Annotated in this window: 18 protein-coding genes; 10 read left to right on the plus strand and 8 right to left on the minus strand. The window is 35.9% G+C overall.

The annotated features are described in order from the left end of the window. The first annotated feature begins 202 nt into the window (after positions 1-202). The 7 genes from ACLI50_RS07975 to rimM all read left to right on the plus strand — a co-directional run bounded on the left by ACLI50_RS07975 (position 203) and on the right by rimM (position 4,436). Entirely contained in the window at positions 203-727 is a 525-nt protein-coding gene (locus tag ACLI50_RS07975) for an SRPBCC family protein (RefSeq protein ID WP_411413538.1), read from the plus strand. A gap of 138 nt (positions 728-865) precedes the next feature. Next, on the plus strand, positions 866-1,315 hold the full coding sequence (locus ACLI50_RS07980; protein ID WP_202841088.1) for a hypothetical protein: 450 nt from the start codon (positions 866-868) through the stop codon (positions 1,313-1,315). Positions 1,316-1,423: 108 nt separating this feature from the next. After that, complete coding sequence (locus ACLI50_RS07985; RefSeq protein ID WP_411413539.1) at positions 1,424-2,059, plus strand: DoxX family membrane protein; 636 nt, start codon at positions 1,424-1,426, stop codon at positions 2,057-2,059. A gap of 44 nt (positions 2,060-2,103) precedes the next feature. Continuing rightward, positions 2,104-2,613 (plus strand): nitroreductase family protein, encoded by a 510-nt coding sequence (locus tag ACLI50_RS07990; protein ID WP_120232096.1) that lies wholly within the window; start codon positions 2,104-2,106, stop codon positions 2,611-2,613. Continuing rightward, entirely contained in the window at positions 2,614-3,198 is a 585-nt protein-coding gene (locus ACLI50_RS07995; protein ID WP_343639591.1) for a hypothetical protein, read from the plus strand. A 114-nt stretch (positions 3,199-3,312) separates the two neighbouring features. Beyond that, positions 3,313-3,879 (plus strand): 30S ribosomal protein S16, encoded by a 567-nt coding sequence (locus ACLI50_RS08000; RefSeq protein ID WP_062673921.1) that lies wholly within the window; start codon positions 3,313-3,315, stop codon positions 3,877-3,879. A gap of 14 nt (positions 3,880-3,893) precedes the next feature. Then, positions 3,894-4,436 carry a ribosome maturation factor RimM gene (gene rimM / locus ACLI50_RS08005; RefSeq protein WP_110010066.1) on the plus strand — a complete coding sequence of 181 codons (543 nt, stop codon included), beginning with the start codon at positions 3,894-3,896 and terminating at the stop codon, positions 4,434-4,436. Between the two features lie 56 nt (positions 4,437-4,492). Here rimM and ACLI50_RS08010 read toward each other — a convergent pair whose 3' ends face one another. The 5 genes from ACLI50_RS08010 to ACLI50_RS08030 form a co-directional block, all read right to left on the minus strand. Beyond that, on the minus strand, positions 4,493-6,145 hold the full coding sequence (locus ACLI50_RS08010; protein ID WP_411413540.1) for a serine hydrolase domain-containing protein: 1,653 nt from the start codon (positions 6,143-6,145) through the stop codon (positions 4,493-4,495). Positions 6,146-6,241: 96 nt separating this feature from the next. Further along, positions 6,242-7,156, minus strand: coding sequence for a helix-turn-helix domain-containing protein (locus ACLI50_RS08015; protein ID WP_343639585.1), 915 nt, complete (start codon positions 7,154-7,156; stop codon positions 6,242-6,244). A gap of 166 nt (positions 7,157-7,322) precedes the next feature. Then, positions 7,323-8,162, minus strand: coding sequence for an SDR family NAD(P)-dependent oxidoreductase (locus ACLI50_RS08020; protein ID WP_343639583.1), 840 nt, complete (start codon positions 8,160-8,162; stop codon positions 7,323-7,325). Between the two features lie 164 nt (positions 8,163-8,326). Beyond that, a complete protein-coding gene (locus tag ACLI50_RS08025; RefSeq protein WP_137905098.1) occupies positions 8,327-9,133 on the minus strand; it encodes a helix-turn-helix transcriptional regulator in 807 nt (268 codons plus the stop codon). Beyond that, a complete protein-coding gene (locus ACLI50_RS08030; protein ID WP_411413541.1) occupies positions 9,130-9,453 on the minus strand; it encodes a hypothetical protein in 324 nt (107 codons plus the stop codon). Before ACLI50_RS08030 ends, ACLI50_RS08025 begins: the two co-directional genes overlap by 4 nt. Positions 9,454-9,670: 217 nt before the next feature. Between ACLI50_RS08030 and ACLI50_RS08035 the strand changes: the two genes are divergently transcribed. The 3 genes from ACLI50_RS08035 (at position 9,671) to rpoN (ending at position 15,185) form a co-directional block, all read left to right on the plus strand. Beyond that, the gene (locus ACLI50_RS08035; protein WP_411413542.1) at positions 9,671-11,374 is read left to right on the plus strand and encodes a helix-turn-helix domain-containing protein; all 1,704 of its coding nucleotides are present in this window, start codon (positions 9,671-9,673) and stop codon (positions 11,372-11,374) included. A 738-nt stretch (positions 11,375-12,112) separates the two neighbouring features. Next, positions 12,113-13,561: an asparagine--tRNA ligase gene (gene asnS, locus ACLI50_RS08040; protein ID WP_411413543.1), complete on the plus strand. Its 1,449-nt coding sequence runs from the start codon at positions 12,113-12,115 to the stop codon at positions 13,559-13,561. A gap of 160 nt (positions 13,562-13,721) precedes the next feature. Beyond that, positions 13,722-15,185 carry an RNA polymerase factor sigma-54 gene (gene rpoN, locus ACLI50_RS08045; protein WP_330747466.1) on the plus strand — a complete coding sequence of 488 codons (1,464 nt, stop codon included), beginning with the start codon at positions 13,722-13,724 and terminating at the stop codon, positions 15,183-15,185. A gap of 47 nt (positions 15,186-15,232) precedes the next feature. Here rpoN and ACLI50_RS08050 read toward each other — a convergent pair whose 3' ends face one another. The 3 genes from ACLI50_RS08050 to ACLI50_RS08060 are packed head-to-tail and all read right to left on the minus strand — an operon-like array spanning position 15,233 to position 18,075. Beyond that, the gene (locus ACLI50_RS08050; RefSeq protein ID WP_110010056.1) at positions 15,233-16,858 is read right to left on the minus strand and encodes an AMP-binding protein; all 1,626 of its coding nucleotides are present in this window, start codon (positions 16,856-16,858) and stop codon (positions 15,233-15,235) included. A 58-nt stretch (positions 16,859-16,916) separates the two neighbouring features. Further along, entirely contained in the window at positions 16,917-17,591 is a 675-nt protein-coding gene (locus tag ACLI50_RS08055; RefSeq protein ID WP_343639565.1) for a DUF8845 family protein, read from the minus strand. Continuing rightward, the gene (locus ACLI50_RS08060) at positions 17,584-18,075 is read right to left on the minus strand and encodes an RNA polymerase sigma factor (RefSeq protein ID WP_002976998.1); all 492 of its coding nucleotides are present in this window, start codon (positions 18,073-18,075) and stop codon (positions 17,584-17,586) included. Before ACLI50_RS08060 ends, ACLI50_RS08055 begins: the two co-directional genes overlap by 8 nt. Positions 18,076-18,128 lie beyond the last annotated feature (53 nt).

Raw genomic sequence — 18,128 nt, forward strand, 5'->3', positions numbered from 1 at the left:
TTTAGATAAGGTAAATTTAATGATTCATCGGGAATCAAAGCTGAAACGCTCAAAAATAATGCCTTACTGGTGTGGTATGACAAAAATACCTTATCTTTAATTAATCTTGTCATATGGAAAGAAGGAGTGATGTGGGAATATTTAATTTTGAGAACAGATTTAAAAAGTCATCATTAAATAAGTAACCTTAAATATACAGACTATGAAAACACTCTTAAAAATTATCGGTATTATCATCGTACTGATTCTTATCTATGCTGTCATTGCCATGCTGGCTTTCAGTAAAGATTATCACTATGAAAAATCAATTGTCATTAATGCTCCAAAGGAAAAAGTATGGCAGCATACCAGCTCTTTACAAGCATACAATACCTGGGATCCTTTTTCTAAAGAAATCAAAAACTTTTCTGTCACTTATTCAGGTGCGGGTAACCAGCCTGGCAGCTCTTATCACTGGAAGGGTGACGGCAGTGAAGGAGAACAGTCTATCACAGAAATTATCCCGAATGAAAAACTGGGAACCCAGCTTCATTTCATACAGCCTTTTGAGGGAACTGCTAAAAGTAATATCATACTGACTCCTGAGGGCAGCGGTACAAAAGTGACCTGGATGATAGATAATGAGCTGAATACCATGATGAAAATTATGAAGCCTATGATGGACAGTAATATGGATAAAATGTTTAGTCAGGGACTGGGAGATCTGAAGAGACTTGCTGAAAAATAATAGGAAGCCTTGTACAATGTACAGGGCTTTTTTATTAAATTCTTTTTACCCATCATGTTGATTGAGGAAGCGTTATTTTGTATTAAGTCATTGAAATATTATTCTAAAAATATTATCTTTATATAAAGAATAGATTATATGGAGAAGATTGTATTTGAAAAAAGTGATATCAGAGACTTTGTGAAGACCACCATCGCAGAGAAAATTGAAAAATTGAAAAACTTTATCGAATTTACCATGGAAGCCAGCCGTGACATCAAAAAAACTCCGAAATATGACAGCATGAGAGAAGAAATGCAGGAGGAAATTTATCAGATGCAGCGGCAACTTGGCGCATTGAATGATCTTAGGAGGAATATGGCAAAGGTTCTAAATACAGCTACAGAAAGGGTACAGCTCGGTTCACTGGTGATTACCAATAAAGCCAGGTTCTACATTTCCGTGTCGCTGGGAGAGTTCTTTTTTGAGGGCGACAGATTCTACGCTATTTCTCCGGAAAGCCCCATGGCTAAAAAAATGATGGGAATGAGACCCGGAGACGAGTTTACTCTGAATAAAATCCATCAGAAGATTGTAGAGGTATTGTAAATAAGATTCTGCAGTATCATATAGTTATTCATCTTAATAAGATTAACTTCAGATTTATATTTGAAGTTTTATTTTTATTTAGTACCTTGCTATGCAAAATACTATACTATGAAATTTGAACAATTAAGAACAGGCAGAATTAATCAGTGGATCATTATTCACCTTCGTTATCTCGTAGGCTCTGCTTTTTTTCCATCAGGTTTAATAAAGCTTATGGGAGAGAGGTTTACCAGAATTTCAGCTGATAACCCAATCGGATACTTTTTTGAAGCTTTATATCAATCCGGATTGTATTGGAATTTTTTAGGACTGGCACAGGTGGCAGCCGGAATTTTACTGATGACACAGCGCTTTGCAACATTGGGAGCATTGATGTTTCTGGCTATATTGAGTAATATCTGGGTTATTACCCTCAGCCTTTCCTTTTCGGGGACCTGGATAATCACCTCCTTAATGATGGTTGCCGTACTGATATTGGTCATTTGGGATCAACATAAACTGCTTCCTGTTTTTAATTATAACAAAGCAAGTACCGTGAAGGAATATCCTGATCCCGAAAACAGATGGATCATTGCCGGGGTAGTATATTCCATAAGTTTTATTGTGTTATTTATGCTGAACCCGGCAAAAGGGGAAGTCTATGAAAAATGGCTGAGTATTCTGATTACTTTAATCATTGCCGCAACATTTATCATAAGCAATTATCAGGCGTATAAAAATCGTAAACTGGCTATACATCCTTAACATTTTAAAATGAAGATTGAATTTCATGTTGTAAATTTGCAGGTATGAGTAAAGCAACCATTTTAAAAGAAATTATAGAGGAGAGAAGAAGTATTTTCCCGAAAGATTATACAGACACAGAAATATCTCAGGAAGTTTTGGAAGAGATTGTAAATTCTGCCACGTTTGCTCCCAATCACAAACGTACTAAGCCTTGGCGTTTCAAAATATTCAAAGGAGAAGAAAAAGCACAGCTGGCAGCAGAAATGCAGGCTATCTATAAGACCGTTACTCCAGAACAACTTTTTTTAGAAAAAAAATACAACGATATCGGTTTTAAAATCAATAAAGCCAATGTTGTGGTTTCTATTGTTGTCAACTTCAGCGGAATGGTTCCTGAATGGGAAGAAATAGCAGCGACTTCAATGGCGGTTCAGAATATGTATCTTAGCTGTACAGCAAATAATATCGGGTGTTACTGGAGTTCTCCTAAAATCGTGGACGAGCTGAAAGACTCTCTGACCATTGAGGAAAACCAGAAGTGCCTTGGACTTTTCTATATGGGAACGGTGTAGATGAAGAATATTTACAGAAATTATAATGAAGAAGATCTTCATGCTGCCTATCTTCATATGACTGATCATACTGGTAAAGTCAATGATGAACTGCGGGAAGCCATCAGTCAGCAATTCAATTATGATGAATTTGTAAAAACAGCAGAATACAGGAAAGTTTTAGTCAAAGAAAAAGGGAGAATCTCATTTGAAGTACACAAAAGGGTACAAAAGGGAGAAAATATAGATGTTATCCTTGAAAATATTTCTTCAGAAATGATTAGCAGCAGCGATTTAAAGATTTTTATTCTGAATAAATTTGATCAGTTTTCAAAAGTCAAAGAAAATGATAAGATAGATGAGAAAATCATTTTTAAAAGTCTTTTAGGGCTTATCATAGCTTCTGTAACCGGGAGTCTTTTTTTTAAGGCTGTGCTTACATCTACCGGGCAGTTTTCATTTTTTCTACTGGTGCCTGCGTATATCATCAACTATTTGGTGATCTATGGGATTACAGGAAAAACAAGAGATAATTTTGTTGTTTTTATGGCAGTTTTAATTTCTGTGATTATTTCAACAGTATTCTCTTTTGCACTGATTAGTTAAAAAATAATGAATTTTATAAAACTTTTTACTCAGAGCTCTTTACTTCAAACTTTTTTACTATCTTTGCACTCTTAAATATTTAACTGGGACGAGTTCCCGTAAAATTCAAACATTATGTCAGTAAAAATCAGATTACAAAGACACGGTAAAAAAGGAAAACCTTTTTTCCACATCGTGGTTGCAGATTCTAGAGCTAGAAGAGATGGTAGATTCATCGAAAAACTAGGTACTTACAACCCAATTACTAACCCGGCAACTATCGAATTGAACGTTGATTCTGCTGTAAAGTGGTTAAACAACGGTGCTCAGCCTACTGATACTGCTAGAGCTATTTTATCTTACAAAGGTGCTCTTTACAAAAAACACTTACAAGGTGGTGTAGCTAAAGGTGCTTTTGACGAAGCTGAAGCTGAAAAAAGATTCAATGCTTGGGTAGAAGCTAAAGATGCTAAAGTACAAGGTAAAGTAGAAGGTTTAGCTACTGCTAAAGCTGATGCTAAGAAAGCTGCTTTAGAAGCTGAAGTAAAAGTAAACGAAGCTAGAGTTGCTGCTGCTGCACAAGCTGAAGCTGATGCTAAAGCTGCTGAAGAAGCTGCTAATGCACCTGCTGAAGAAGTTGTTGCTGAAGCTACAGAAGGAGAAGCTCCTGCTGCTGAAACTGAAGAAAACACTGAAGCTTAAGAACAAAACCTGTTATGCGTAAAGAAGATTGCTATTTTTTAGGAAAAATCACACGCAGACATGGACTTGCGGGTAACGTGATCCTTAAATTGGATACCGATCAACCCGAGCTTTACAATAAATTGGAATCAATATTCGTTGAAATCAACGGATTATTGGTTCCATTTTTTATTGAAAAATCATCATGGAGCAAACTGGATGCTCTGAATCTTGCATTCAAAAACTCTTCTGAAGCTATGGTAGATCAGGTGCTGGGTAAAAGTGTTTACCTTCCGCTTGCTTCACTGCCTAAACTTTCAGGAAAACAATTCTATTACCACGAAATCATCGGATTTGAAATTCTTGATCAGAATGATAACAACTGTGGCGTGATCAGATCTGTGAACGATCAGACAGCACAGGTGTATTTCATTACCAATCTGGATGGAAAAGAAGTGGTTATTCCAATGATCAAAGACTGGATTCTTGAGGTAGACAGAGAAGAAAGAATCATCAAAATGGAACTTCCTGAAGGTCTTATTGATGTTTTTCTAGTTCCTTCAAAAAAAGACGAATAGTTTAGCAATAAGCAATAAGCTATTCTTTCTCACTTTTCTACATTACTCATTACTGATTATTCATTACTCATTTTTAAGGCGGGTAAAAGATAATCCTGTACTATTTTTTCAGATTGCTGGTGTGCATAGGGCTTGTTGTAGGCTTGCGCTGTAATTACTATGACAACTGGTATCTGAGTGAAAATAATAATCTTATTTCCTCCATTTCCACTGGATTGGAAAGCTTCATAACTTTTGTTTCCCACCTTGTAAATCTTTCGCCAGAACAGATAGCCATATCCTTCGAAATCAGGATGATCAGGAAAATAATTGGTGAAGGATTTTTTAATCCATTCCTTACTCAATATCGTTTTTCCATTCCAGTCGCCATTATTTTTATACAACTGTCCGAATTTTGCAAGATCCAGTAGTCTCATACGGAGTCCTCCCGCCAAAGAAGGCTTCTGCTGTGGTGTAAACTGCCATTTATAGCGGGTGATTCCGAGTGGCTGGAATAATGTTTTATCTGCATAATTTTTTAAACCTTTTGGAACTGTTTTATCCAAAATATCTCCGGATAATACAACACCTGCCGTAAAATAACTCCAGTTTTTACCGGTTTTATTCCCTGCCAAAGGCAGATCCAGCGTAAACTTTACCCAGTTTTCTGTCGGGTACATATTTTCTTCATTTCCCGGAGATTCAGAATCTTCATCATTTCCGTCAAATACTGAACTCATTGTCAGTAAGCTTTTTATAGTAATATTTTCTTTTGGAGAAGAATAATTTTTAAAAAGTTTCAGATCATAAAATTCTTTCAGAGTCTGATTTTCACTTTTTAAATATCCATCCTGGATTGCAATTCCCGTTAAAGCAGAAGAAAAAGATTTCCCCACAGAGCGCGTATCCTGTAATGAATCTCTTCCGGATCCGTTAAAATATTCTTCAAGAAGTAATTTTCCTTCCTTTATAACAGCTATTCCGGTGATATTTTTGAACCTGTTTTCTGCAATTTTCTTATTCAGAGTTCTGATGCTTTCCGTATTGATTCTTTCCTGTGAAATATTCCAACCGCTATTGGACTGAATAGGTTGAATGGCGATTTGCTGCTCTGTAGTGTTTTGAGCAGGAACAGTAAGATTGATTTGTCCTTCTGCAATGACTGATCCCGTTTGGATCGTAGAAGTATTGATATAAGGTCTGATTTCAATTTTTAAAATATGATTTCCTACTGTCAGCGCATCAATTCCGTTATGAGCCATATAAAAACGCATCCATAAATACCTTCCCCAGGAATCTTCATTTTTGCTGCTGAGAAGAGGAATTCGTAAGCTGGTTTTGAATTTTTTATGGTCGGAAGTTCCCGCTCCTGTATTGATATTTTCCTGATAAATAAGTTTTCCGTCTACATAAAATGAGAACTGATAATTTCCTTTTTTCAACAATTCATCCATAGTCCAGCCGGGTTCAAGCTGATGAAGATAATTGATCAGCGAGTTATCAAAAAAAGCATGAATACCAAGATCTCCGTTTTCCTGAAATACAGTAGAAGTGAGAATATCTGAATCTTTCAGGTTGTCCAGCGGCGTATTTTGTGAAAGGAAAACAATCTTTCCACTATTTTTTTTCTGAACCGGATTTTCAATTTTTTCAGGATTGACAATATTGTTGTTTTGCCCGTGATGTAGACAAAATATAAAAATAAAGATCAATAGTAGAAATGATTTCATATCAAAGAAGTATTTAATCAAAAATAATAAACTTTTTTAGAGTGAAATAGAATGAAATTAACATTGCTATTTTATAATGATCATTTCAAAGCGGTGCTAATTGAAAAGCTTTCTGAATTCTCCTGGTGACTGATTTGTTTTTTGCTTAAAAAGTTTGCTGAAAGACTGCGGATGCTCAAAGCCCAGCTCATAAGCAATTTCACTGACAGACAAATTGGTGGTGCTTAAACGTTCTTTTGCCGCATCAATTAATTTATTCTGAATATGCTGCTGTGTATTTTGCCGGGTGTGAAGACGTAAGAGCGTTCCAAGGTAATTAGGTGAAATATTCATCTGCCCGGCAATACATTTCACTGTGGGAATTCCGTTTTCAAGGAGGTTTCCGTTTTCAAAATATTGAGAAAGAATGTCTTCAAATTTATATAACAATTCGTGACTTGATTTTTTTCTGGTGAAAAACTGCCTTTCATAAAAGCGGTCTGAATAAATCAGTAACAATTCAATCTGGGCAATAATCAGATCCTGTGTGAATTTATCAATATTGGCCATATATTCCCGTTCGATATTTTTAAATAGATCAACAAGGATTTTCTCTTCCTTATCGGAAAGGAAAAGTGCTTCTTTCACCTTATAACTAAAGAAATCGTAAGACTTTATTTTCCGGGTTAATGAAGTATTCCATAGAAAATCAGGATGAATAAGCAATAAATATCCTGTAGGTTCTGCTTCTATATCCGGATTGATTTCCAGGCTTAAATACTGTTGCGGGGAAACGAAACAGAGCACTCCGGAGTTAAAGTCGTATTGCTGCTGCCCGTAATTGAACTTTGGAGTAACATTTTTTTTCAAACCAATGGAATAAAAATTCTGGATCCATCTCAATTCTTCATTTTCTACAACATAGCGGACCTTGCTGTAATCGATCAGGCTGATCAGCGGATGCTCAGGACTCGGAAGTCCGCAGAAAGCATGAAAATCGGATATAGAATTAAAACGAACAGGTTGTTTCATATAACGAAGTTAGTTGTTTTTTCAAAATGATAACACATTGATCCAAAAAGTCTTCGGCTCCGCTAAGACTGATCTCTCTAAAGTTTTATATCGAATTCAGGAATATAAATTAAAACATTCAGTATTAGAAATGTCACCCTGAGCGGAGTCGAAGGACATGATTATATTAAATTGCAGTAGAAACAGTCAGGCTTTCCCATTTCTCAGCATCTTTCTTTAAAATATCAATTTTGTTATTCAGAAATTCCATCGTTCCTACACCCAATAATAAATGTACTGGAGGATTTTTCTCTTTACTGATCTGAATCAGGACATCCGCTGCTTTTTCAGGATCGTTAGGCTGATTTCCATTGATTTCATTAAGGTGAGCCTGTTCCGAATTTCTCGCTGCTTCATAAGCCTGGATAGGATTGGCTGGCGTTTTCACAGAATCCTTAGTTAGAAAATCGGTACGGAAATATCCCGGGTAAACCACGGTAGCATGAACTCCGAAATCTTTTACCTCTTCAGCCAGCGCTTCCGTAAATCCGGCAACCGCAAATTTTGTAGAACAGTAGATTCCCCAGCCTGGAAAATTAGCAGAATATCCTCCGACAGAAGAAATATTGAAAATGTTTCCTGACCTTTGTTTACGCAGATAAGGCATGGCGTTTCGGATCACATTTAAAGTTCCGAAAACATTTACAGCATAATTTTCTCTTGCTTCCTCATCAGTAAGTTCTTCAAGCGTTCCGATCTGGCCGTAACCTGCATTGTTGACCACTACATCAATTTGTCCGAAATGGTTTACTGTTTTTTCAATAGCAGATTTGATATCATTATTGTTTGTGATGTTTACGCTGAGCGGAAGGAAGTTTTCTGAACTTTCTCCAATGTTGGAGATCAAGGATTCAACGGTACGGCTTGTTGCAGCAACCTGAAATCCTTCTGAGAGTAATTTTTTTACCAGCTCGAATCCTAAGCCTTTTGAAGCTCCTGTCACGAACCATACTTTTTTTGTTTCCATTTTTAAATATTTTTTGTTTAAATGATGGTACAAAGATGAACACTTACGAAAAGGGAAATGTATCCAAATCGGGGAATGATGTATCCAAATCGTGAATGATGTTATTTAAAGCGTGTCAGTCTCAATGAAATGCAATGTAATGAAGAATCTCAAACAATCAAGTTTCAATGATTTTTCAACAGATTCCTGTATTTCAAAGGAGTAATTCCGATATTTTCTTTAAAACATCGGATAAAGTGACTCTGATCTGAAAAACCACATTCCAGAGCAATATCCGTTAAAGAAGAAGGTGAATTGAGAAGTTCCATTGATTTATTAATCTTTAATTTTCTGAGATATTCCCCCAGATTGCAATGGAAATGTTTATGAAATTCCCTGCTGAGATGAACAGGATGGATGTTCAGTGTTTTGGAAAGTTCTGTAAGACTGAGATTTTCTGTAAAGCTTTCATGCAGAATTTCATTGATCCGGCCTACCCACAAAGGTTTTCTTTCTGTATTTTCCTTCTGATGAGTTAACTGGTTGAAAAGATGCAGTAATAACTGATTAATATTTAGATCAAAAGAAATATCATTGGTTTTGGTTTCTTTGAACATCTGATAAACCAATAGTTTTAAAGCAGGATTTTTGATATTAAAACTGCCTTCCACTTTATTTTTCTGAATATCAAACCGATCAAACCAGCTTTGCGAAAGCTCAATGTGAAAGCCTCTTGTGAAAATATCCGGTTTACGATTATAGTGCGGATCTTCCCAATGATGATACAATAATGTCCCTGCAGAACAGCCGTAGGTTTCTTTTCTGTTTCCTTCTGTCATGGTGCCCTGTAGAAGAAAAGTGAAATAAGCATTTTCATGATAGTGCCAGTCTACGTAAGGATGAGTATACTCCGTATCGGTGATGGTCAATCCTTCCAAATTGACCATTTGATTGGTTTCCCCGAAATATTCGCCGCTACGAAGACTGTTCATGATAAATTTTGTTTTAATCTGTCGATCTGCTCATACATCTTATTAAAAAATATTTTCCTCTCTCTGTTTCCGGATTCGTTCAGTGATCTTGAGTTTTTGATCTGATGTTCAAAATAGCTCAGAGAATCTTCGCACGTCATTTTATCATTGGTCATCATATATCCAAACATGCTGAAAGGCACAAAAAAGGAACACTGTTCTTCATTTTTGAATAAAATACTGTTGTTTAAAATTACTAAATCATTGACATAGATCTGAAAATTATTTTTTTCCAGTGTTTTAGTCTCCAGTTCTTCCAGTAATTTTCTTAGGTCTGCCAAGGTATATTATATGGAAGGTAAAATAGAATGGAAATAATTTTTGAAGAGAGTACAGTTTTTTAAGGCTGTTCTCTCTTTTTGTTGATTAATTTTCATTACTTCTAATGAAAATATGGATAAATACACGAAAAAAGCAAAAGCTGTGGTGTATCTACTGAAGAAAAATAATATTTTTGTAATATAGCCAGGATGAGTGATGAAATTAAAATATTTACTAATGTTATTGGTTATTGGGAATGTGTTTTTTCATGCACAAACCAATAATGCTGAAAAAAATATTCCCGAAAAACGGTCTTATGACAAATTGGAAAAAGAATTCTACAGCCATGTCGGGGATGTGAACAGTAAAAGCATTGCAGAAAGCTATCTTAAAAAAGCAAAATCTGAAAAAAATACGATTCAGATTGCTGAAGGATATGTTATGCTCCATTTTGGTGAAACTCTGCCCATTGCATTAAAATATCTTGACAGCTTACAACAGATCACCAGGAATTCCAAAGAAAATATATATCCGGCCAGAATTTATCTTTTAAAAGGGAATCTGTATTTCAGAAATGATAATCTTCAGGCTGCATTGAACAATTATATTTTAGGTCTGAAATATGCAAAAGAAAAAGGAAATAAAAGGCAGATTGCCATGGCACATATCAGTATTGCCTCCCTTAATAATTATATTGGTAAACACGCTGAGACAGCTAAAGTTTTAAGACATTATGCGTATGATACCGATTATATGAATGAAGATGAACAGAAATCTCTTAAGTTGAATCTGGCAGACGCCTATATAGAGATCAATAAAATGGATTCTGCTTATACATTGATACAGGAAGGCTTACTGGATTCCAGAAAAAATAAAAATCTTTACCGATATTACCAGAATCTTGGGCTGCTGGGATCTTACCATCTGCATTTGAAAAATTATCAGAAAGCAATTAACGCCTTATTGGAGTGCGAAAAATATTTCTTTACAAATACTAATGATAAAAGAGACCAGAATTACACTCTTTTATACCTGGGAAAATCCTATGCCGGACTTCAGGAAAAAGAAAAAGCAGCAGGCTTTTTCCACAGGATCGATTCTTTGGTTCTTAAAACGAATTATATTTATCCCGAGCTGAGAGATGTATATACTTACCTCATTGATCATTATAAAGAAAATAATGATATAGAAAAGCAGCTGTATTATGTGGACCGGTTTTTAAAGGTGGATCAGGTACTGTATACACAGTTCAGGTATATTTCCAGAGAGCTTCCCAGAAGATATGATACTCCGGAACTGCAGCAGGAGAAAGAGGATATTACCAATGAACTTACAAAAAGAAAAAGCCTCTTTTATATTGTGTTGAGCCTTTTGTTGATTTCGCATTTGCTGTTTATCAACGTTTATTTTAAATATAAAAAATCTGAAAAGAACTATAAAAAGATCGCTCAGGATCTTATTCAATCCGTTAATGAAAACAGGGTAGGGAGAAAAAGTGACGGGGAAATTAAAAAGGAAATTTCATCAGAACCTCTTCTCACAGAAAATACAGAAGATAAAACATCAAGAACTATTTCTGAAGATATTGCCAGGAATATTTTACATGAACTTGAGATATTTGAAAGCAAAGATCAGTTTTTGAATAAAGGAATCACGTTGGGAAGTCTGGCCAAAAAAATAAAAACAAACTCAAAATATCTGTCAGAAATTATCAATACTTACAAAGGGAAAAACTTTGCAACTTATCTCAATGATCTTCGTATTGATTATGCCATCAGCAGACTGGCCAATGACAAAAAATTCAGGTCTTATAAAATTCCTTTTATCGCCGAAGAATTAGGGTATAATAATGAACAGGCTTTCACTTTAGCCTTCAAAAAAAGAACCGGAACACCACTTTCTATCTACCTGAAAGAAATTGAAAATATGTCTGTGGATTAATTTAATCGATTGATTTTCAGTTTAATATTATTTATAGATTCATGATTTTAGGTATATAAATTTATGAATCTATAAACCATTCCCTTGTATCATTATTTCACTTCCTGCATCTTTGCTTCAGGTAAAAACACAATCATTTATTTTGTATGTGCACAATACAAGATATCAGTTTCAAACTCCTGATTATTTAAAATCCAGGTCTGGAATTGTATCAGAAAAAGAATAACAAATGAGGGTAAAAACAGAAATAATAACCAGAAAATTAAATGTAAATAATGAAGTACTTGTTTAGAAATTTAGAATATAAAGTGTAGTGATTATTTAAAAATCATTAAACAGTATAAATCCGGTGAATCCGCCACAGTTTAAAAGTATAGTATAGTCTAAAAATGGATGTAAGCCCCGGTAATGACCACGAACGTATCATCTAAAAACTAATAACCATTTCAATAACTAATTCCATGAAAACTCAGAATAAAATCATATTTTATTCTTTTTAAAAGTGATCGTGTAAGTGTTCATTCCGGGTATTCCGGATTTTATTGAAGTTCAGGATAATATTGAGTGGAAATGTACCTGAAAATGCAGAAGAGTCCGAAGAAGAAAAGGTGAATTTCCTGAACTGAGAGTTTAAATACCAGTTAAATGATTTTTAAAGACAGCGCAATCATCAAGTTGCGCTGTTTTTTTGTAACTTTGCAGACATTAATTTTTATATAAAAAATTTATCATCAACAAATGAAAAAGCAAACGATCAAAGAAATCCTAAAGGATTACAAGAAAGTATTACATCATGACATTACTGTTTACGGATGGGTAAGATCCTTCCGTGCTAATCGCTTTATTGCGCTTAATGATGGTTCTACGATTAATAATTTGCAGATAGTTGTTGATTTCGAAAATTTTGATGAAGCAATCATCAAGAATATCAGTACGGCTTCTTCCCTGAAAGTGGTAGGAGAAGTGGTGGAAAGCCAGGGAGCTGGACAATCTGTGGAAATTATTGCTAAAAAGATCATTATTTTAGGAGATAACTTTACAGAAGAACTTCAGAGTACAATTCTTCAGCCTAAGAAACACAGTCTTGAGAAACTTCGTGAGCAGGCTCACTTAAGATTCAGAACAAACCTTTTCGGAGCGGTGTTCAGAGTGCGTCACGCAGTAAGTTTTGCTGTTCACTCATTCTTCAACCAGAATCAGTTTTTCTATATCAACACACCAGTCATTACAGGAGCAGATGCAGAAGGTGCAGGTGAAATGTTTGGGGTAACCAACTTTGATCTGAACAACATGCCGAAAACTGAAGATGGTGAAATTGATTTTGCACAGGATTTCTTCGGTAAAAAAACAAACCTTACCGTTTCAGGACAGCTTGAAGGAGAAACTGCAGCTATGGGATTGGGAAGAATTTATACATTCGGACCTACTTTCCGTGCTGAAAATTCCAACACGACAAGACACCTTGCCGAGTTCTGGATGATTGAGCCGGAAGTGGCATTCAACAACCTTGAAGATAACATCGACCTTGCGGAAGATTTCTTAAAATATGTGATCCAGTATGTATTGGATAACTGCAAAGATGATCTTGAGTTCCTGGATAACCGTTTTACAGAAGAACAAAAGACAAAACCGGAAAAAGAAAGAGCAAAAGAAGGTCTTATCGAAAAACTTCAGAATGTGGTAGCGAAGCGTTTCAAGCGTGTAAGCTATACAGAAGCAATCGAAATTTTATTGAACTCTAAAGAAAATAAAAAAGGAAAATTTGTGTACCCTGTTGAAAAATGGGGAACAGACCTTCAGTCTGAGCATGAAAGATATCTTGTTGAAAAACACTTTGAAAGCCCGGTAGTATTATTTGACTATCCGAAAGAAATCAAAGCTTTCTATATGAAACTGAACGATGACAACAAAACCGTTGCTGCTATGGATGTTCTTTTCCCTGGTATCGGTGAAATCATCGGAGGATCTGAGAGAGAGGCAAGATTAGATGTCTTAAAACAGAAAATGGCAGATATGCACGTAGATGAGCATGAACTTTGGTGGTATCTTGATACCAGAAAATTCGGTTCTGTGCCGCATGCAGGCTTCGGTTTAGGATTGGAAAGATTGGTTCTTTTCGTAACAGGAATGACGAATATCAGAGACGTAATTCCTTTCCCTAGAACACCCAAAAGTGCTGAATTCTAGAACAATAAAAAAAGCCTTAATCACAAGTTAAGGCTTTTTTTATTCTTTAATAGTTTATTATATTAGGACAAGTAATGCAAAAATCATGCTAAATATGTTTTTTATCAAATAAATTTATTAAATTCGTAGAATATGTTATGTTAAAACGCCAAATAAGAATATGCTTAAACAACACTTACAACTCAAATTAGGACAGAAGCTGGCCCCTCAGCAGATTCAGTTGATGAAGCTTATTCAGCTTCATACTCTTGAATTTGAAGAGGAGTTGGAGAGAGAGTTGGAAGAAAACCCAGCTTTGGAAATTGCAAAAGAAGATTCTAAGGAAGATGACTATTCTTCCCTTGAAGACGCTTATCAGGATGAGGGTACAGACAGCATTGAAACAGATTTCGACGTCAACGAATATATCTATGACGATGAACCTAGCTATAAAACCGCATCCAGCAACTATTCTCCGGATGATGAAGAATTTGATAATGAGAGTCTTTTAACGGAAGGACAGTCCTTATATGATTATCTTACAGAACAGATTCACCTGGTGAATATCGGTGAGGAAGATCTGAAGATTGCAGAATACCTTATCGGAAATTTAGATACAGACGGATATCTGAGAAGAGAGATCAAATCTATCGTTGACGATCTTGCTTTCTCACAGGGAATCTATACCACGAAAGAAAGAGTGGAGGATATCCTTGAAAATTATGTTCAGAAACTGGATCCGCCGGGAGTAGGAGCAAGAGGTCTTCAGGAGTGTCTTTTACTGCAGATCGAAAAGAAAGTAAGCTCTGATAAAGCTGTTTCTTTGGCTGCCAATATCTTAAGACATCAGTTTGAAGCTTTAACCAATAAGCATTATAACAAGATCATTCAGAAATATGATATTGAAGAAGATGATCTGAAAGATGCGCTGGATGAAATTTCAAAATTATCTCCGAAAGTTGGAGGAAACTTTGATACCCAGACGATTACGATCAATCAGGAAATTATTCCGGATTTTGTGATTCAGGTGAAAGACGGGCAGGTAATTCCTATGCTGAACAGCAAAAATGCGCCTACTTTAAGAGTGTCTGAAGAATATAAAGATATCCTGACAACCTATTCCCATGATAAAAACTCATCGGAACACAAGCAGGCTGCTTTATTTATCAAGCAAAAACTGGATGCTGCAAAATGGTATATTGATGCGATTAATCAACGTCAGAATACCTTATTACAAACAATTACAGCGATTGTAAAGTTCCAGAAGGATTATTTCATTACAGGTGACGAAAAGTCCCTGAAACCAATGATCTTAAAAGATGTTGCTGATATTACAGGTTTTGATATCTCTACCATTTCAAGGGTGGTAAAAAGCAAGTATGCAGATACGCCTAACGGAATTGTATATCTTAAAGATCTGTTCTCCGACAGCTTAACCAATGACGATGGAGAAGAAGTTTCTACCAAGGAGATCAAAACCCATCTTCAGGAAGTGATCAGTAAAGAAAATAAAAGAAAGCCGCTTACAGATGATGCGTTGGTGGTGATCCTGAAAGAGCAGGGCTATAATATTGCCAGAAGAACGATTGCAAAATATCGTGAACAGCTCAATATTCCTGTCGCAAGATTAAGAAAAGAACTTTAAAATATAAAAAAAGCATTTCAGTCTGAAATGCTTTTTGTTTTTTAATTTTAGCCCTGCTTTACATGTTCCAGCCCCAGCTCTCTCATTGAAATTTCCCTCATTTCCACCTTTCTTATTTTTCCGGAAATGGTCATTGGGAATTCATCTACAAATTTCCAGTATTTCGGAACTTTATAGTGGGCTATCCTTCCTTTGCAGTATTCCTGAAGTTCTTCTGCCGTGATGGTAAATCCTTTTCTCACCTTTATCCAGGCCATTACTTCTTCCCCGAATTTCTCACTCGGAACACCAATGATCTGAACATCCAGAATGTTGGTATACGTATATAAAAAGTCTTCAATTTCTTTAGGCGAAATATTTTCTCCACCACGGATGATGAGGTCTTTTATCCTTCCTGAAATAGTAATATAACCGTCTTGGTCCATTACAGCCATATCTCCGGTATGCATCCAGCGGGCATCATCCAGTACTTTCTTTGTATTTTCAGGATCATTCCAGTATTTCAGCATCACAGAATATCCTCTGGTACAAAGTTCACCATGCTCTCCACGTTTTAAAGTCCTTCCGTTTTCATCAATGATTTTGATCTCAAGGTGATCCTGAACAGTTCCTACAGTGCTGACCTGTTTTTCCAGCGGTGTTCCTATTAAAGTCTGAGTAGATACTGGTGAAGTTTCCGTCATCCCATAGCAGATGCTCATTTCTTTAATATTCATAAGGCTTTCCACTTTTTTCATAATCTCCGGAGGGCATACGGAACCAGCCATAACACCTGTCCTTAAACTTGAAAAATCATAGCTGTCAAAATCTTTTACTGCCAGTTCCGCAATAAACATGGTGGGCACGCCATACAAAGAAGTGCATTTTTCGTCTGAAACAGCTTTTAAAGTAATCTCCGGATCAAAGCTGTCATTCGGAATTACCATACAGGCCCCGTGAGCTGTGCAGCACATATTTCCGATAACCATCCCAAAACAGTGGTAGAAGGGCACTGGAATGCAGACGCGGTCTTTCTCAGTATATTTCAATCGGATCCCTATAAAATAACCGTTATTGAGAATGTTATGATGAGAAAGAGTAACCCCTTTCGGGAAACCGGTTGTTCCGGAAGTATATTGGATATTAACAGGATCGTCAAACTGTACATGTTCTTCAAAACTGTGAAGTACTTCGTCTGAAATTTCCTGGCCGTTATTCACAAAATATTCCCAGTTTTCATCAAAGAATATTTCATGCTCCAGGGTTGGACAAACTTCTTTTGCATATTCAACCATTTCTTTATAATTGCTGGTTTTAAAGCTTAAAGAAGAAAAAATAAAACGAACTTCGGACTGATTGAGTACATAGGTCAGTTCATGAGTTCTGTAAGCCGGATTGATATTCACTAAAATAGTTCCTATCCTGGCAGTGGCATACTGTAAAAGTACCCACTCATAACGGTTGGAAGACCAGATCCCGATTCTGTCACCTGCTTTTGCTCCTAAAAACAATAAAGCTTTTGCAACAGCTGTGGTCTGATTGTAAAATTCCTGATAAGTCGCTCTGTAATTCTGATGAACGCAGACAAGTGCTTCCTGGTGAGGGTATTTTTCGACAGTACTTTTAAGATTGGCTCCGATGGTCTGTCCTAATAATGAAACGTCAGAAGTTCCATACACATAAGATAAGGGCATAGTTTAAGATTTGGTGGAATAAAATTAATGATTATATCCCGAACTATGCCTATGTATATTAATTTTCCTGAGAATCTATCTCTTTAAGCTGCTTCAGATTTTTATCAAGCTTTTTAATAATAGTACCATATACCAGTCTGTAATAAACCCAGATCATAGAGATTGCCAGTAGTGTGCTGACAGTAATTCCAACAATAATGATGGTGAGACTGGAGCTGGTAGGCTGTATATTCTGGGAATCTAATATATATAATATAAAAGCGATCAGCACAAAAGTGAATAGCAGCAGCAATACAATGCTGATCAGAATAAAGGCATTCACCGTTCTTTTGAACTTGATGATTCGTGTGATAAGCCCTTTCAGATTTTCCTCGATCTTTATTTTCCGGTAATTCTGATAGAATTTCAGGACGAAATAAGCTGTAATCAGCAAGCTTAAGATTTTTATAGCCAGATAGGCATGGCCGAAGTTGCTTTCTATTTCAGGAGCCTCCTGTGCACCCAATCTTGTCAGCATTTTACGAAAACTTTCCGACTCTTCTTCCTGAAAAAAGTAGAACAACCCAAATACAGAAAAGAACAGGAATTCAATAACGCTGATCCAGAAAATATACTTCACATAATTACGTGATTTTCTATTCAACATCTGAAGAATCTCCTTGTTGTCATATTTAGGCTGGACAGGTTGTTCCTGCCATGTTTTCTTAAAGCTATCTAAATCAAATTCAGGCATATTTTTCCATCTGTTCTTTAAGGGTTTTCTTTAATCTGTTCATTTTTACACGTGCATTAACTTCAGTGATTCCGAGGTTTTCTGCAATGTCCTTGTAAGGCAGATCGTCAAGATACATCATGACAATGGCTCTTTCTACATTAGGAAGAGTCTTGATTACCGTATACAAAAGTGATACCTGCTGTTGTTTTTCGTCATCATCTTCCACAAAATCTCTGTGGTTGATATCAAGCTCATTGGTAGGAAGGCTTTTGCTTTTTTTTCTAAAGAGGGTAATGGCTGTATTGAGCGCTACACGGTACATCCATGTGGAAATTTTAGAGTTTCCTTTGAAAGAATCATAACTTCTCCAGAGCTGTAACACGATTTCCTGGAAAAGATCCTCTTCATCTTCCAGAGAATTGGTATACAAACGCGATACTTTAATAATCAGTCCCTGATTATCTTTGATAAGCTGCGCAAATTCTTTTTCTCTGGAATCCATAGATATATAATGGCACGAAGATAATAATAAACTGGTAATTAGGGGAAAATTAT

The organism is Chryseobacterium cupriresistens (genome assembly GCF_046614675.1).
Taxonomy (GTDB): Bacteria; Bacteroidota; Bacteroidia; order Flavobacteriales; family Weeksellaceae; genus Chryseobacterium; species Chryseobacterium cupriresistens.

What these genes read in the sequence shown, in the direction of transcription:
- ACLI50_RS07975 (WP_411413538.1), top strand. Translation starts at nt 203, where the DNA reads ATGAAAACACTCTTAAAAATTATCGGTATTATCATCGTACTGATTCTT.
- ACLI50_RS07980 (WP_202841088.1), top strand. Translation starts at nt 866, where the DNA reads ATGGAGAAGATTGTATTTGAAAAAAGTGATATCAGAGACTTTGTGAAG.
- ACLI50_RS07985 (WP_411413539.1), top strand. Translation starts at nt 1,424, where the DNA reads ATGAAATTTGAACAATTAAGAACAGGCAGAATTAATCAGTGGATCATT.
- ACLI50_RS07990 (WP_120232096.1), top strand. Translation starts at nt 2,104, where the DNA reads ATGAGTAAAGCAACCATTTTAAAAGAAATTATAGAGGAGAGAAGAAGT.
- ACLI50_RS07995 (WP_343639591.1), top strand. Translation starts at nt 2,614, where the DNA reads ATGAAGAATATTTACAGAAATTATAATGAAGAAGATCTTCATGCTGCC.
- ACLI50_RS08000 (WP_062673921.1), top strand. Translation starts at nt 3,313, where the DNA reads ATGTCAGTAAAAATCAGATTACAAAGACACGGTAAAAAAGGAAAACCT.
- rimM (WP_110010066.1), top strand. Translation starts at nt 3,894, where the DNA reads ATGCGTAAAGAAGATTGCTATTTTTTAGGAAAAATCACACGCAGACAT.
- ACLI50_RS08010 (WP_411413540.1), bottom strand. Translation starts at nt 6,145, where the DNA reads ATGAAATCATTTCTACTATTGATCTTTATTTTTATATTTTGTCTACAT.
- ACLI50_RS08015 (WP_343639585.1), bottom strand. Translation starts at nt 7,156, where the DNA reads ATGAAACAACCTGTTCGTTTTAATTCTATATCCGATTTTCATGCTTTC.
- ACLI50_RS08020 (WP_343639583.1), bottom strand. Translation starts at nt 8,162, where the DNA reads ATGGAAACAAAAAAAGTATGGTTCGTGACAGGAGCTTCAAAAGGCTTA.
- ACLI50_RS08025 (WP_137905098.1), bottom strand. Translation starts at nt 9,133, where the DNA reads ATGAACAGTCTTCGTAGCGGCGAATATTTCGGGGAAACCAATCAAATG.
- ACLI50_RS08035 (WP_411413542.1), top strand. Translation starts at nt 9,671, where the DNA reads ATGTTATTGGTTATTGGGAATGTGTTTTTTCATGCACAAACCAATAAT.
- asnS (WP_411413543.1), top strand. Translation starts at nt 12,113, where the DNA reads ATGAAAAAGCAAACGATCAAAGAAATCCTAAAGGATTACAAGAAAGTA.
- rpoN (WP_330747466.1), top strand. Translation starts at nt 13,722, where the DNA reads ATGCTTAAACAACACTTACAACTCAAATTAGGACAGAAGCTGGCCCCT.
- ACLI50_RS08050 (WP_110010056.1), bottom strand. Translation starts at nt 16,858, where the DNA reads ATGCCCTTATCTTATGTGTATGGAACTTCTGACGTTTCATTATTAGGA.
- ACLI50_RS08055 (WP_343639565.1), bottom strand. Translation starts at nt 17,591, where the DNA reads ATGCCTGAATTTGATTTAGATAGCTTTAAGAAAACATGGCAGGAACAA.
- ACLI50_RS08060 (WP_002976998.1), bottom strand. Translation starts at nt 18,075, where the DNA reads ATGGATTCCAGAGAAAAAGAATTTGCGCAGCTTATCAAAGATAATCAG.